Here is a 14,969-nt window from a genome sequence, read left to right as displayed (position 1 = left end):
TTTAGATTCTTCTTTATTTCTGATCTTTAATCTTAATTTCTGCATCTTTGTAGAATGCTAATTTACTGTCATTATACTCTTTTGTAAATTTGTTAAACTGCTCTTTCGACTTTTGTGCTTCCACATTTAATTCATTAACAGTTTTAACTTTTTCACCGATTTCTTTTAATTTCGTTTCTTTTACTTTTAATTTTTCATACAGTTCTTTTTCAGTCGCTAACACTTTCGTGTAATTTTCATTCATCTTTTGGAATGCATCATAACGATTCTTATACGACTCTTCTACTGCTTTTGCTTGTTTTTGTAACTTTTTATCTTCAAGCTTCTCTATATTTCCTTGTACAGATTTTGTTTCTTTCTGAGCTTTTTCTAGCATTTCTTTTTCATTTTTCAATACTTTTTCACGATCATCTACATTTGCAGTAGCTTGCTCTAGTTTCTTCACAACTGCTTCATTATGATCTTTGCCTTCTTGCAAAATTTGAGAATATAATTCTTGGCCTTGTTTCTCTAACTGCTCTAATTTTTTTGCTTCATCCACTAAAGATTTTTCTTGTGTTGCTGCTGTTTCAAAAGCTGTATATAAATTTTCTTCTGGCTTTTCACCGAAACAACCTGTTAACAACCCTACTGATAACGCTCCAACTACTGCTACTTTTCCATACTTCAACGTCAATTCCTCCATTACATACGGTTATCATGCCAGAAGTTCACTGGGAAGTGACTCTCTTCATGATAAGCTTCAAACTCATAACCTTTTTCTTTTAGCCCCTTTAAAATTGCTGGCACAGCAGCAACTGATTGCGGGTGAATATCATGCATTAAAATTACTTCTTGTGGTTTTGTTGCGTTTGTTAATACGTTTTGAGCAATTTGTGCTGCAGCTGCATCAACTGGCATTTTATTGTATCTCCAATCTAATGAATCAATTGTCCAATCCCATACTTTAAATCCGCCTTCTACCACTTTATTTCGAAGACCTTCATTCAATCCAGGCATCGAACCATATGGAGGACGTGTTAATTTAGGTGATTTCCCAATAATATTAGCGATTAAACCTTGATCTTCTTTCATCTCATTTACATACTCGCCATTTTTATATAACTTTGCGAAATTATGTGTCATACTATGCATGCCTACATAATGACCCTCAGCATTTTCACGTTTCACTAAATCAGGAAATTCTTTTACATTCGCTCCAATTAAAAAGAACGTCGCCTTCGCATCATGTTGTTTTAGCGTATTTAATAATTCAGCCGTATATTTCCCTGGCCCATCGTCAAATGTAAGATAAGCAACTTTTCTTTCTTTTCCATTAAAACGACTTGGTGCCGTTTTATTCATTTCAACTTTCGGCTGTTCACTTGCAAGCTGCACTACATTTTCTTGTTTCGCAACAGCTTTTGCTGGTGAAGTAATTGATTGAAACATGTAATACCCAATAGCTACTGCGGCAATCGCTATTAAAACGACTACTATTTGTTTAATTTTTAAAGCTTTTTCCATTCTATCGAATTCCTCTCCCTATTAATCTTATATATAAATCGCCCAATATAATTATACATCTATTTATTTTTATTTCACCATATAAATAGATTTTATTTGTATTATAATGGGAGTTTTATCAAAATTGTTGTTCCTATTCCTTCTTTGCTTGTAACACTAAGCGCACCGCCATGAAGCTCTACCATTTTTTTAACGATAGCTAAACCAATACCTGCACCTGCAGCATGATTATTAATTTGGTAAAATGATTGCTCAATATATGGTAAATGTTCTTTAGCAATTCCAATCCCTTCGTCTCTTACCTTAATCACTGCTTGTCCTTCTATTTTAGTTGCTTCAATGTGTATTGTGCTTTTTTCATGTGAATACTTAATTGCATTTTGAACAATATTCAAGAAAACTTGCTTTAGCCTATTTCGATCTCCCATCAATTCAATTCGGTCTATAGTAGTAATAAATTGAATTTCCTTCTCTTCCGATTTAGGAGTTAATTGCCAAATCGTCTCCTCTAGTATATCGTACAATTGCACCTTTTGTTTATATAAATTAAAATGATTTGATTGTAATCTTGAAAAATCTAGCAATTCTTCTACTAAATGAATCAACCTATCTGTCTCACCTGAAATAATGCCCATACCTTGCTTTATTTCTTCTTCTGTTAAATGATCTACTGTTTTTAACGTCTCACTCCAACCTTTAATTCCTGTTAAAGGCGTTCGTATTTCGTGCGAAATAGAAGCAATGAATTCATTTTTCATCTGCTCAGCCTTATCTATTTTATAGGCCATATAATTTAAACTATGTGCCAAGTCACCTAATTCTCCAGGATAATCTTCTTTAATTTTTTGCTTTAATGTGCCTTCTGCAATTTGTGAAGAGGCTTGAATAATGGATTCAATTGGCTCAACAAATGAATTTGCCAAACGTCTACTAATTAAGAAGGCGACTCCCGAAATAACAATACCTACAGAAATAGTAAACGTAATAATTTCAATAATCTTTTTATTTACATTTGTTAAAACAGTCGTATATTTTAAAACACCAATAGTTTGTCCTTGATGTATAAGTGGGCTTAGCACCTCTATTTGTTTTTTATTACCTTTCGTAGTAACTTGATTATACATTTCACCTTCTAATAATGATTGTGGAATATTCACTTTACCTTCTACCTTTTCACCACTTGAAGATTGTATAACCGAGCCGTGACGATCAATTAATTGTAATTCTGTTCCTTCTAATTGAAAGCTACTAATTATGTCACCACTATATTCTTGTAATCGAATAAAGTATAGTGAATTGTATTCTGAAAAAAAACGTGTACTCGTTTTCGCATGAGACTCTATATATTGCACAATACCATTATAATAGTATCGATAAATTGAGACTGAAAATACAACTTCAAATAATACAAGCATAAGTGTAATGACCGTCATAAAATATAAAGTCACTTTCCGTTTCATCTCATACTTTCCTTCCACACATATCCTTTTCCCCACACCGTAAGAATAAATTCAGGTTCTGATGGATTACATTCTATTTTTTGACGTAACCGTCTCATATTTACATCTACTACTTTCGTCTCACCTACGTAATTGGTTCCCCAAATCATATTTAAAATTTCATCACGCGAAACTGGCTTTGAAGCCTGATTCATTAAATACTGTAATATCATATACTCTGTAGGTGTTAAATCGACTAATTGTCCATCTTTATACAATCTTTCTTCTATAATATTTAACGAAAATGGACCTGACGTAACAATATTCGTTTTTTCTTCATGTACTTCTATTCTTCTTAATAAAGACTGTATACGTGCAGTTAATACTACTGGACTAAACGGTTTTGCAATATAATCATCTGCACCTATTCCTAGTCCTTGCACCTTATCTTCATCTTGTACACGTGCGGTTAACATAATAATACCCATTTTTTTATTTTCTTTCCTGATAGCCTTACAAACTTCTAAACCATCAATCCCCGGTAACATTACATCCAGCAGTGCTATATCAACAGTTTGTTCACTCAAAATCTGTAACGCTTCTTCTCCAGTAGTAGCTTCTATTACATAAAATCCAGCACGTTTTAAATTTAAAACAATAAAGCTACGGATCGTTAATTCATCTTCTAAAACTAAAATTTTTGACATAATTCCCACCTCCTACTCTTGTTGATAATCCGCTAGCGGTTTTATATATGCTTTCACTTTTTCAAATTCCGATTGCTTCGGTACTGCATATACGTGAGAAGCCGTTTTAATTGCTGCGCTGTAGCCTTTTATATTGAACCATTCTTTCCGCTTAAAAATATGAACTTCAAGCCATATTTTATTTGTTCTTGTATCCAAAAACTTTTGAGAATTTGATTCTTTTTGCTGATCTGGTATTGTAATTTTCCCTATTAACTCTTTAGGAATTTTCACATAATACCCTTTTTCTATATCTATATATCGTTCTTCAATTGGTTTAATTCCAGATTCACTCCACTGTATGTAACGTTCAAAAAGCGGACTATCACCATGTGATTTATCCTCCCAACCTTTTGGACGTACAGTACGAACAAATTCAATAATGCCGTCTTCATTAACATCTTTACTTTCTACAACATATTCATTAAATAAATCTTCTTTCCCATCTATAGGTAATACTTCATAATGATCCTGATCAAATTTTGCTACATAAGTTATACCTGAATGAGCCCCTGTTCCCGCATCGATTACAACTGCCTTTAATGATTTAGAAATACGGCCCATTTGTATTCTTTGAATACTATTTATATACGGATCAAATGTAACCTCTGACAATACCTTAAACTTTTCAATGAACTGAACCTTCAACTGTTCATCTTTCATATACGAAACAAGGCTTATGTCTTTAAAACCATTTTTGTTTAAATCATCTATAAATAACTTTGTATACTTCTGTCTATAAAATTCCTTTATATCGTCACTCTCATCGGAAAAAACATACATTGTGTTTTCTAATAAATCACGATTGGTAGTTATTCCTATCAATAGTTCCCTTTTCCCACTCCCTGTGAAATCTCCTACCTCAACAATATCTACTTCTTCCCCATCAAATGTATAGGTTGACTTCATATTCCATCCATTATTTTTCTTCTCATATACGGCTAAATATATATGATAATCTTCATTAGGTATTTTATATACGATGACAGCTTCTTTTTTATTATCTCGTTCGAAATTCATTGACCATGTCGTCTGTTTATCTCTATTAGACATTGGAGTAAGTAAGCGATAATTAACAGGTAAATCTTTATCAATTTGTTCCTTTAATTCATTAATCCATTTTTCATTTGTAGGAGCTTCCATTAGACTTGTTGGAGCTTCAGACATTTTACATCCAGTCAATATAAAGATAATTCCCATCATGCTTAACCATTTCTGCATATGATATCTTTCCTTACCACAAATTTTGAATATGTCCTTTTACTTTTTTACCTATCCATTATACTCATACATATGAGTATAATTTTTCTAAACTAAAAAATCGTTACAGAAAAGTTACAAATACATTCCAAAAAAAAAGATTGGCAAAAGCCAATCTTTTTTTATTATTCGTTTCGGACTGATTTTGGCGTTACACCTAAATGATCATTTAATTTTTTTGAAATATCTTTTACATTTTTTTCATTTGGAATGTAATAATAAATACCACCGATACGTTTATCTGTACCTTCTATTTGCAATTTTTCCATTTCCAAATTAGATCCTGCCATATTTTTTGTAATGGCAAGCATATCGTCAAATGTTAAGTTCGTTTTCATATTTTTATCAACCGCATCTAGTAAAGAGCCCATTTTGCTAATTGATTGAACAGACATCGCTTTTTTAGCAATTGCTTCTATTACAAGTTGCTGTCTCTGTCCACGCATTGCGTCACTATCAATTTTACGCGTTCTTGCAAGTGCAAGAGCTTGTTCTCCATTTAAATGTTGGTAACCTTTTTCTAAATGGATCATACCAGCTTGGTCTTTACTATCTTGTTCAGTGAAAGTAACTGGTACATCAATATCAATACCACCAATTGAATCGACAATTTGTACGAATGATTCAAAGTTAAACTTCACATAATAATCAACAGGTACATTCAAAAATCTTTCCACCGTATCGCGTGTGCTTTCTACGCCACCAAATACGTGAGCATGAGTAATTTTATCTAATTTTTTTCTAGTTGGAATGTAAACACGTGAATCACGTGGAATACTTACTAGCTTAACAGACTTATCATCTTTATTAATTGTTGCTAATAAAAGTGCATCTGTTCGAACTGCTTCGCCATATTGGCTTTTTCTCATTTCACTTCCATCTACACCCATGATTAATATTGAAATATTATCCTTTAAAGGTTCGACTTCTTTATCACGCTTTGATGACTTATCAATTTTTGCATACGCATCATTTACAACAGCTTTTGCTTTATTATATATAAACGAACCATATCCTACTCCTCCAAAAATAAGTAGGAAAAATGGAATTAATATGAACCATTTTATTGACTTTCTTTTAGAACGCTTTTTATTACTTCTCGTATTTTGTTCTAATTCAGAGCTCATACCCATTCGCCTCTCTTTCTCTTTACCAAGTATAATGTAAGTCTATTTATCTTCATATTGAATTTCCTTTCACTAACCTTACAATTTTGTAAGGTTACTACTTAAACCCAATACGTATTCCATTTCACATTATACTCTCGTACTTATTTTTGGCAAGTCACTATTTACCAATTTCAAAAATTTAGCACTTCGCAACATATGAATTTAAAAATTTATTAACTCTTTCATTTTAAATTAGGATGTCTTTTTCTTAACAAACGATATGAATAAAGAATCCAGCTAATTATAAAATCTCTATGAATACAGTATATTTGACTTTATTATTTCTCAAACGGCGTATACACGCTTTTCTTCCCCTGATTATCAATGTAAGCCGACTTTGCTTTTATTTTCGTTTTTTCTACTTCCATGTCTTCATTTGAGAAGTTCACAATGATTTTAATATCTTTTCCATAAGAAACAGATTGTACTAGCTTATCTTCTGACAAATACGCAAAATTCGTCATCTCTTCTTTTACTGCTTTTTCATGAACTTCATTCCAAACTTTTAGATGCTCTGTAATTTCTTTTTTATGCTTATTCCACTCTACTTCATCTAAATGGTATAACGGAGGAACATTATACAATAATTCGGACAGCATTCGATTTCCAACTTCATCTTTTACCTTTAAACTTCCCCATTCCCAATGATGCGTTGTAATAACGGAATCATTGTATACTAATTTATATAATGGTACCGAATATACTGGGTTTAAATATACTTGTTTATATTCTTCTTTCAATGGTACTTGTTTTGCATATTTTTCAGGCACATTTTGATTTGGTGACCAATATCCACCGACATAATACGGACTTGTTTTATTTTTCCGCATATCTTCATCGTCCCATTTAATAACAGGTGTTTCAATTCCATGTGCAAATGCAATCGTACTACTAGCAAAATCATTTCCGCCTTCAGAACCAACGACCATACCCTTTTCTTGCGCAATGTAGTCCATTCGTTTTAAACGTGCTTTTAAATCTTGCTCTTGTGTCGTTATATGTTTCGCTGAATAGTCATCGTAAATTTCACCTGTCGCATCACAATCAATAAACCATGAATTATATTTAGGGCCATTTTGTAATATATCATTCATGCGTTCCTTTACACTAGGTAGCGATAAAGTCGGGTTTAACTTGCGACCTCTACCTAAAAAGCCTTGCACCTTTTCTCCGTTTTTCTTCGTTACAGTAGCCTCTTCGTATAATGATGGGTCATTAAAGAATGCTGTGTTCCAATTTTTATCACTTTTTTCGTGAATGGAATGATATGAGTCATACGGACCAACTAAATATCCCATTTCCTTAGCTTTTGTCACAAAATTAGGTTGCATAAATCCTTGTTCCCAGTTCGGCAGACCAATCCACGCTTTTTCTATTCCTGTCTCTTTCATTTCCTTTAATATGTCCGTTCCATCTGCATTACCCCATTTACTTACCTCTTCAACCGCATCACCAAGTAGCGACTTTAATAAATGCTTATTTAAGCTATACAATTCTGTCTTCGTTAAGTGACCTACACCTTTCTTTATTAGCGCACCAGCTTCCTGATCAACGTTTTGGAAAATATCCTCTTTATAAAATTCCTTCATCGATAATACTTCGTTTATATAACGTAAAATAACATTTTTTTGATACTTATCAATGAAATCTTGTTTACTTACTTGATCTAATACATTCAGTTCCCCAGGCTCTGAACTATTCTTTTGAATAAGTTCTTTTATATGACTAAACAGCGGGCTATTTATTTGCTCCCTTAGTTTTGGCCAATTTATATTATTTTCTGATAAACCATTTTGATTCCAAAAATAAAAATGCGCCGCTCCATATAACTTTTCGATTTCTTTATTTTTTCTAGCCTTTTCTTGTAATGTTTTAAATTCACCTTTTCGAACAATATCATCCTTATATAGTTTAGCAATACTTACCGCATCATTATTTGTCACATATAATTGAAATCCATATGTTTTATTTTTATTTATGCTCGGAAATTCATGTGTAAAATCAAACCCTATTTTCGGATCCGAATGAAATTTCAATTCATTATTAAACATATTCTTTGCAATATATACAATTGAATATTTCGAACCATTTAATGCGAAAAACTTCATAGAAAATGATTCAGCAAATGAATATGCATCATCCTTTAAAAACTTCTTCCAATTCTCATCATTGCTCGGAATTTGCTTACCCTCCCATAACGGAAGTGTATAATTCTCAGCTTCTACTTTCGGCCATGTAAAGCTTTCTGCACCAGTCGATTCCACTTCAATGTTTAAGTGGTCTTTTTTCTTTTCTAATTTTATTTTTACTTTTTGATCTGGATATTCCCACGATGTACGATCCTTTTCTTTTTTTACATTCGATACCTTCATTTTCGGTAGGGGTTGTGATGCCTGTTCCTTTGCCCCCTCATGTTCTACAGTTAATGTGAATGTTTCTGGATTTACATCATAAGTAAAATCTTTATACGTCGCTTTCTTTATTTTAGACTCTTGTACAGCATTACTACCTTTTACGTCACAACCGACTAAAGTCGAAAACGACATAGTTGTAAGAAGACATATCGCTATCATTTTTTTCATCCTCTGCACCTCCACCAATGAATATACAGATGCTTTGTTACAGGAATGTGGCAAAAAATAATAGAGCTAGCATTTTGCTAGCTCTGTTTGGAGTATTAAAAGTTGATATGAACAACTATAATTCGCTTAGAAGATATGTAATACAGTAACTGCATTTTTTCTCAACAATTATGAAACTAAACAAATCAAAATTTTAACAAGCATTCTTCAACTGAAAAAATAAGTGTATACAATGTATCCTAAAAGTAGTACTAAAATGATTATTCCTGTACCTTTCCAATTCATACCGCCTGCTATATCAACTGGACTACCCGTTTCCGCTCTATTGAGTCCGTCACGTAAAGAACCCGTAGGATTACTTTTTAATTCACTTTGTCTCATACGCTCTCTTTTTTCTTCTGGTGACTCTTTATTCATTTAATCACCTCCAAAATGAATGCACTCTTTACTTACATTATTCAAAATCAACATTTGTTTTATATTTTTCCGAAAAAACCTAATTTAAAATAGGTTTGCAACGTAAAGAAAGCTAGCCATGCCAGCTTTCTTTACGATCCAATATGCTCTTCCTTATTTACAATAATACCTTTATGGTCGATTTCAAGCTCACATACTTTCATATCTGTAAATACTCTCGCTAATTGCTCAGCGATTTCTTGACGCTTCTCATATGGCGTTAATATAAAAATAGATGGCCCCGCACCACTAAGTGCTGTGCCGTACGCACCAAATTCTTTTGCGCATTTACGAATAGATGGTAATAATGGTACGAGTTCTAAACGATATGGTTCGTGAAAATGGTCTCTCTCCATCATTTCACCTACAACTTCCCACCGCTTTTGACATAATGCAGCTACTAATACGTTACTTATCGCACTAGCTTTAACTGCCTCATGAAACGGAAACATCTTTGGTAATACAGATCGACTTTCATCTGTATTTAATTCTGCATTCGGAATGAGAGAAATTACACCCAATTCCTTGCTCTCAATTCTTACGACGGAAACATCCTTTCCATCAAGTGCTCCAATTACAGTTCCACCTAATATAGAAGCAGCAACATTATCAGGATGTCCTTCAAAATTTGTAGCAATTTGAACTTTTTGATCAGCAGTTAAGTTCAAATTGCCTAGTTGATTCGCAAGCTCTATCCCAGCTACAATCGCTGATGCACTACTTCCTAGCCCTCTCGTTAATGGGATATTACTAGTAACTTCTATTATATGGGGTGATATAGAAGGACATACTTTACATGCCGTGCTAACGATTAAATTTTTATCGTCTGTCGGAATTGATTCTTCAAAGGAATGGATTACTTGCCATTTATCAGCTTTTTCTTTAACCACCACACCTAAATACAATGACAAAGCTATTCCAACTGAATCAAATCCAGGACCAACATTCGCCGTACTAGCAGGGACACGAACGCTAAATGGTATCACGACATAATCACCCCTTTAATATGATCTTTAATTTGTTCTATATCATTTGACACACTTGCGATGTCTAGTTGATTTGAAGAAATAGCGATATCAGGATCCTTCAAACCATTTCCAGTTAATACCGCAACAACTGTTTCTCCCTTTTTGATTTTCCCAGATTGAACATGTTTAATTACGCCGGCTAATGAAGCATTTGATCCTGGTTCAGCGAAAACTCCTTCAGTTTTTGCCAATAACCTATACGCATGTAAAATTTCTTCATCTGATACCATATCTATTTCACCACGAGACTGCTCGGCAGCCTCTACTGCATACGACCAACTTGCCGGGTTACCGATGCGAATCGCTGTTGCAATTGTTTCAGGCTCTTCAATTACATGCCCTTTTACAATTGCAGCTGCTCCTTCCGCTTCAAAGCCATGAATTCTTGGCTTTTTATAACCTTTTTCTTTCTCATATTCACAGAAGCCTTTCCAATACGCTGTAATATTCCCTGCATTCCCAACAGGGATAGCTAGAACATCTGGTGCATTTTGCAATTGGTCACAAATTTCAAACGCTGCTGTTTTTTGCCCTTCAATTCGATAAGGATTTACTGAGTTTACTAACGTAATCGGCTCTTCTGCAGCAATATTTCTTACAGCCTTAAGCGCATCATCGAAATTCCCTTCTATTGAAATAATTTCAGCTCCATAAGCGACCGCTTGCGCTAATTTTCCATGTGCAATCTTTCCTTCTGGTATTACGATAATGCATTTCATCCCAAGACGTGCCGCATATGCTGCAGCTGACGCTGATGTATTACCTGTTGATGCACAAATGATTGCTTCTGAACCTTCTTCTTTCGCCTTAGCAACTGCCATAACCATACCACGATCTTTAAAAGAACCTGTCGGATTCGCTCCTTCGTACTTACCATATAGCTGAATCCCTAATTGTTTTGATATATTTAATAATGGAATAAGTGGTGTGTTTCCTTCCATTAAGCTGACATCAGGTGTATTTTCATTCACCGGTAAATAAGACGCATACTGTTTTAATAGTCCTTTATACATATTGTTTTTCCTCCTCAATAATGTAGTAACTGTTTATTTCACTTGCGACAGCTTCTATCGCTTCTAAAACTCGTTCAAATTGATACTTGGAAGTTCGATGTGTCACAACAACGACTTCTGCCAGTTCACGGTTTAAAGGTAATTGAATAACCTCTTTTAAACTTACAGAATAATTAACGAAACATTCTGTTATTTTTTGTAACATCCCAGGCTCATCTTGTAATGAAATACGTAAGAAATATTTCGAAACTACTTCTTCATCACCTTGTAATTCATAAGGAACTGGTTCTTTTAACGCACTTTTATTTTTCGGAACTTGATTCATATTTTTAACGATTGAAATAATATCACTTACTACAGCAGAACCAGTCGGTAACTTCCCAGCTCCGGGTCCATAAAACATCACTTCTCCTACCGCTTGGCCATGGACATACACCGCATTAAATTCATTATTCACATTTGATAATGGATGCTGGCTCGGTAAAAGCGTCGGTTCTACACTTAAATGAATGGCTGGTCCTTGTTTTTCAGCTTTACCAATTAACTTCATAGTAAATCCTAACTTTTCAGCCATTTGTAAATCTTCTTTTTCGACCTTTCGAATCCCTCTTACTTGCACATCATCTAATGAAACATTCATCGAAAAACCTAAGTTTGCAAGAATTGCTACTTTTCTCGCCGCATCTAGTCCATCTACATCTGCTGTCGGATCCGATTCTGCAAAGCCTAATTTTTGTGCTTCCTGTAAAGCCTCTTCATAAGACCATCCATTTTGACTCATTTTTGTTAACATATAATTTGTTGTACCATTTACAATTCCCATTATTTTTTCAATTTGATCTGATGCTAACCCATCAGTTAGTCCTCTTAACACTGGAATACCGCCCGCTACACTCGCTTCGTAACATAAATCACAATCATTATCGTTCGCCAGTTGAAGAAGCTCTGCACCATATACAGCCATTAAATCTTTATTTGCTGTTACGACATGTTTTTTATTTCGTAAAGCCTTAACAATATGCTGTTTTGCTTCTTCAATTCCGCCCATTACCTCTACTACAATATCAATATTTGAATCATTTAGAACTTCATCTGCATGACTTGTTACTGCAATTCCATCAATACAAACATCGCGTTCTTTTTCCAAATCACGTACAACGACTGTTTTCACTTTCACTTCGTATCCTGTATCAAGTGCGATTTTTTTATAATGTTCTTTCAAAATATGAACAACACCACTTCCGACCGTACCTAAACCTAATACCCCAACATTTATAACGTTATTCATCTTCTAATCTCCTCCTAAAAGTTTAATTGTTACATCTATAAATCACCTTACTCTGCTTTTTTGTCATGCAGGTGGTGGTTATTTCCGTACTTATAAATCGTTTCATATTACCGCACCTCCTCGTATGATTAAGTTAGGTTTTTTAGGGACGGGATGTACCTATAAACCCAAGAGTATCTATTTTTATGAGATACTTAAATTTGTAGATAGAGTGTTGCCGACCACCTCCTTGAATCTTTGTATTCGGTTGAAAGAATGGTACCTCTGTCTAATAAGTAGTTTACGAATGAGTTGGATGTTGATGACCATTGGTCATTCTTCGTATCTCTTACGAGGTAGTAGCGCTTATTAGTTCAGAGGAGGACAACACTATCTAACACTGATTAAAATAGGGGTGTAAGCTATGTTCTATTTAGGTATTGATATCGCTAAACATAAACATTATGCGTCCATTATCGATCAAACTGGAAAACCTATTACTAAGCCATTTCCCTTTCAGAATCACAAAGAAGGTGGACAAGCACTATTAAATTGGATGTACCGATACATTGAGTCTCCTACAGAAATAATGATTGGAATGGAGGCAACAGGACATTATTGGTTAGCCATTTATTCTTTTCTACTGGATCATGGCTTCTCAGTCGTTGTATTAAATCCAATTCAAACCAATGCCTGGCGAAAAGGAACAGAAATTAGAAAGCGGAAAACAGACGCCATTGATGCCACTATGATTGCCGATATCATTCGATTCGGCCGTTTTGTTGAAACTCCACTTGTGGACGAGAAAATGTTCGCTCTAAAACAAATGAGCCGCTTTCGTAATGCGCTTGTAAGTAATATGAGTGATTTAAAAAGAAAAGCTCTTGTCGTATTAGATCAGACTTTCCCAGAGTACCAAAGCATCTTTTCGGATGTTTTTGGTAAAACTTCTTCACAAATCTTACTTGAATATTCCTCTCCTAGTGACTATGAACAGATATCTATTGATGATTTAACACAAATAATTGAGCAAACCAGTCGTAACCGACTTGGGAAGAAAACAGCCAACAAACTAATGGAATTAGCCTCTAATTCGTTTGGTGTTACTTTCTGTAAAAACGCTTTTTCCTTTCAACTAAAAATGTTGATGGAGCAAATTCGTTTTATCGAAGATCAAATCAAAGAGTGTGAAGAAGAAATGTCACAACTTTTAATTGATTTAGATACTCCTATCATGACAATACCTGGCGTTGGACCGATTTTAGGTGCCACTATACTAAGTGAAATTGGGGATATACACCGCTTTGACAAACCATCTAAACTTGTCGCATACGCAGGCATCGATGCCTCTGTGTCCCAATCTGGGCAATTTGAATCCTCAGGTACGTCTATATCCAAACGTGGCTCTTCTCATTTGCGTAGAGCCTTATTCCAGGCGGCTATTACAGCTCATAAACATGACCCTGTATTAAAAGCCTTTTATGAAAAGAAACGAAAACAAGGAAAGCACTACTATGTTTGTATAGGAGCCGTAGCTAGAAAGCTGTGTTACATTATCTATGCCATTCTTAAAAGCAATAAACCTTATGAAATTCCACCACACACAACAGAAACATGAACTTCTCATTTTTTTGAAAATCCTTAGGTTTATTTGATACGCCCTTTTTTAGAGAAACACCCCCTATTTATATAAAAAATCCTCCTTGACTTCTCATAGTTGGTCTTTCAAAGTAAAAAAACACACCCATCCCTAGGAAAGGGACGAATGTGTTTTCGTGGTTCCACCCTTGTTCCAATCTAGACGTATTTCCTCCTAGATTGCTCAAGTTCAGATAACGGCTGATACCGCCAATAATTACTAGATTACTCGTTCACTATTGAAGTTCAAAGGTGGTAAAATCATTTCTCGTGTTAGGAAGCTCACACCCTTGGCTTCCCTCTCTGTAAACCGTAAAAATGATTTCGTGTCCTTATCGTTACTTTTTCGTTCATGTTTATTTGTTAACTCATTATACTCGCATAAAAAACAAAATCAATACTATTTTTTAATTATTTTAAATTTTCAATCTCTTATACCATAAAAAACACACTCATCCCTAGGAAAGGGACGAATGTGTTTTCGTGGTTCCACCCTTGTTCCAATCTAGACGTATCTCCTTCTAGATTGCTCAAGTTCAGATAACGGCTGATACCGCCAATAATTACTAGATTACTCGTTCACTATTGAAGTTCAAAGGTGGTAAAATCATTTCTCGTGTTAGGAAGCTCACACCCTTGGCTTCCCTCTCTGTAAACCGTAAAAATGATTTCGTGTCCTTATCATTACTTTTTCGTTCATGTCTATTTGTTAACTTATTATAGTTATCAAATTTTTAAAAAGCAAGCCTATTTTTACTAACTATTTTCAAAATAATTTTTTATTATATTTCACAATAGCATTATGCAACTGCCACTCAATTTACCTATTTTGTCATTTCTCCAGTTTATAAATCAACGGTTCATA

At 34.3% G+C, this 14,969-nt stretch carries 12 protein-coding genes and 2 other annotated features; of the genes, 1 reads left to right on the top strand and 11 read right to left on the bottom strand.

All coding sequences use genetic code 11. The annotated features are described in order from the left end of the window. Positions 1-13: 13 nt before the first annotated feature. From MHB52_RS10190 to MHB52_RS10140, 11 genes are all read right to left on the bottom strand, one after another. Positions 14-670 carry a YkyA family protein gene (locus MHB52_RS10190; protein ID WP_000873574.1) on the bottom strand — a complete coding sequence of 219 codons (657 nt, stop codon included), beginning with the start codon at positions 668-670 and terminating at the stop codon, positions 14-16. Between the two features lie 14 nt (positions 671-684). Beyond that, positions 685-1,506, bottom strand: coding sequence for a peptidoglycan-N-acetylglucosamine deacetylase (locus tag MHB52_RS10185; protein ID WP_000409484.1), 822 nt, complete (start codon positions 1,504-1,506; stop codon positions 685-687). A gap of 101 nt (positions 1,507-1,607) precedes the next feature. Next, on the bottom strand, positions 1,608-2,966 hold the full coding sequence (locus MHB52_RS10180; protein WP_061663512.1) for a sensor histidine kinase: 1,359 nt from the start codon (positions 2,964-2,966) through the stop codon (positions 1,608-1,610). Further along, entirely contained in the window at positions 2,963-3,652 is a 690-nt protein-coding gene (locus MHB52_RS10175) for a response regulator transcription factor (protein ID WP_000036071.1), read from the bottom strand. Before MHB52_RS10175 ends, MHB52_RS10180 begins: the two co-directional genes overlap by 4 nt. A 12-nt stretch (positions 3,653-3,664) precedes the next feature. Next, positions 3,665-4,912, bottom strand: a complete 1,248-nt coding sequence (locus MHB52_RS10170) for a hypothetical protein (protein ID WP_001174875.1) — start codon at positions 4,910-4,912, stop codon at positions 3,665-3,667. A gap of 164 nt (positions 4,913-5,076) precedes the next feature. Next, positions 5,077-6,078: an LCP family protein gene (locus MHB52_RS10165; protein ID WP_002163948.1), complete on the bottom strand. Its 1,002-nt coding sequence runs from the start codon at positions 6,076-6,078 to the stop codon at positions 5,077-5,079. A gap of 320 nt (positions 6,079-6,398) precedes the next feature. After that, complete coding sequence (locus tag MHB52_RS10160) at positions 6,399-8,702, bottom strand: glycoside hydrolase (protein WP_044795760.1); 2,304 nt, start codon at positions 8,700-8,702, stop codon at positions 6,399-6,401. Between the two features lie 207 nt (positions 8,703-8,909). After that, entirely contained in the window at positions 8,910-9,119 is a 210-nt protein-coding gene (locus MHB52_RS10155) for a DUF6366 family protein (protein ID WP_001031483.1), read from the bottom strand. A 131-nt stretch (positions 9,120-9,250) separates the two neighbouring features. After that, positions 9,251-10,144: a homoserine kinase gene (gene thrB, locus MHB52_RS10150; RefSeq protein WP_000612105.1), complete on the bottom strand. Its 894-nt coding sequence runs from the start codon at positions 10,142-10,144 to the stop codon at positions 9,251-9,253. Beyond that, positions 10,141-11,199 carry a threonine synthase gene (gene thrC, locus MHB52_RS10145; protein ID WP_000276439.1) on the bottom strand — a complete coding sequence of 353 codons (1,059 nt, stop codon included), beginning with the start codon at positions 11,197-11,199 and terminating at the stop codon, positions 10,141-10,143. The genes thrB and thrC overlap by 4 nt, the downstream gene beginning before the upstream one ends. After that, positions 11,192-12,487 carry a homoserine dehydrogenase gene (locus MHB52_RS10140; protein WP_001066899.1) on the bottom strand — a complete coding sequence of 432 codons (1,296 nt, stop codon included), beginning with the start codon at positions 12,485-12,487 and terminating at the stop codon, positions 11,192-11,194. The genes thrC and MHB52_RS10140 overlap by 8 nt, the downstream gene beginning before the upstream one ends. A 403-nt stretch (positions 12,488-12,890) precedes the next feature. Here MHB52_RS10140 and MHB52_RS10135 point away from each other — a divergent pair, with 403 nt between their 5' ends. Continuing rightward, positions 12,891-14,084, top strand: coding sequence for an IS110-like element ISBth13 family transposase (locus tag MHB52_RS10135; protein WP_061663050.1), 1,194 nt, complete (start codon positions 12,891-12,893; stop codon positions 14,082-14,084). Between the two features lie 136 nt (positions 14,085-14,220). Further along, positions 14,221-14,452 (bottom strand) — a binding site (T-box leader). A gap of 114 nt (positions 14,453-14,566) precedes the next feature. Beyond that, positions 14,567-14,798: a binding site (T-box leader), on the bottom strand. Positions 14,799-14,969 lie beyond the last annotated feature (171 nt).

This window comes from Bacillus sp. FSL K6-0073, assembly GCF_038006085.1.
Taxonomy (GTDB): Bacteria; Bacillota; Bacilli; order Bacillales; family Bacillaceae_G; genus Bacillus_A; species Bacillus_A cereus.
The sequence above is the reverse complement of the archived record's forward strand: the minus strand, read 5'-3'. Positions and strand labels throughout refer to the sequence as shown.

Coding starts and splice junctions, on each gene's coding strand:
- thrC (WP_000276439.1), bottom strand. CDS start 11,199: ATGTATAAAGGACTATTAAAACAGTATGCGTCTTATTTACCGGTGAAT.
- MHB52_RS10165 (WP_002163948.1), bottom strand. CDS start 6,078: ATGAGCTCTGAATTAGAACAAAATACGAGAAGTAATAAAAAGCGTTCT.
- MHB52_RS10180 (WP_061663512.1), bottom strand. CDS start 2,966: ATGAAACGGAAAGTGACTTTATATTTTATGACGGTCATTACACTTATG.
- MHB52_RS10185 (WP_000409484.1), bottom strand. CDS start 1,506: ATGGAAAAAGCTTTAAAAATTAAACAAATAGTAGTCGTTTTAATAGCG.
- MHB52_RS10175 (WP_000036071.1), bottom strand. CDS start 3,652: ATGTCAAAAATTTTAGTTTTAGAAGATGAATTAACGATCCGTAGCTTT.
- MHB52_RS10170 (WP_001174875.1), bottom strand. CDS start 4,912: ATGCAGAAATGGTTAAGCATGATGGGAATTATCTTTATATTGACTGGA.
- MHB52_RS10140 (WP_001066899.1), bottom strand. CDS start 12,487: ATGAATAACGTTATAAATGTTGGGGTATTAGGTTTAGGTACGGTCGGA.
- MHB52_RS10135 (WP_061663050.1), top strand. CDS start 12,891: ATGTTCTATTTAGGTATTGATATCGCTAAACATAAACATTATGCGTCC.
- MHB52_RS10160 (WP_044795760.1), bottom strand. CDS start 8,702: ATGAAAAAAATGATAGCGATATGTCTTCTTACAACTATGTCGTTTTCG.
- MHB52_RS10155 (WP_001031483.1), bottom strand. CDS start 9,119: ATGAATAAAGAGTCACCAGAAGAAAAAAGAGAGCGTATGAGACAAAGT.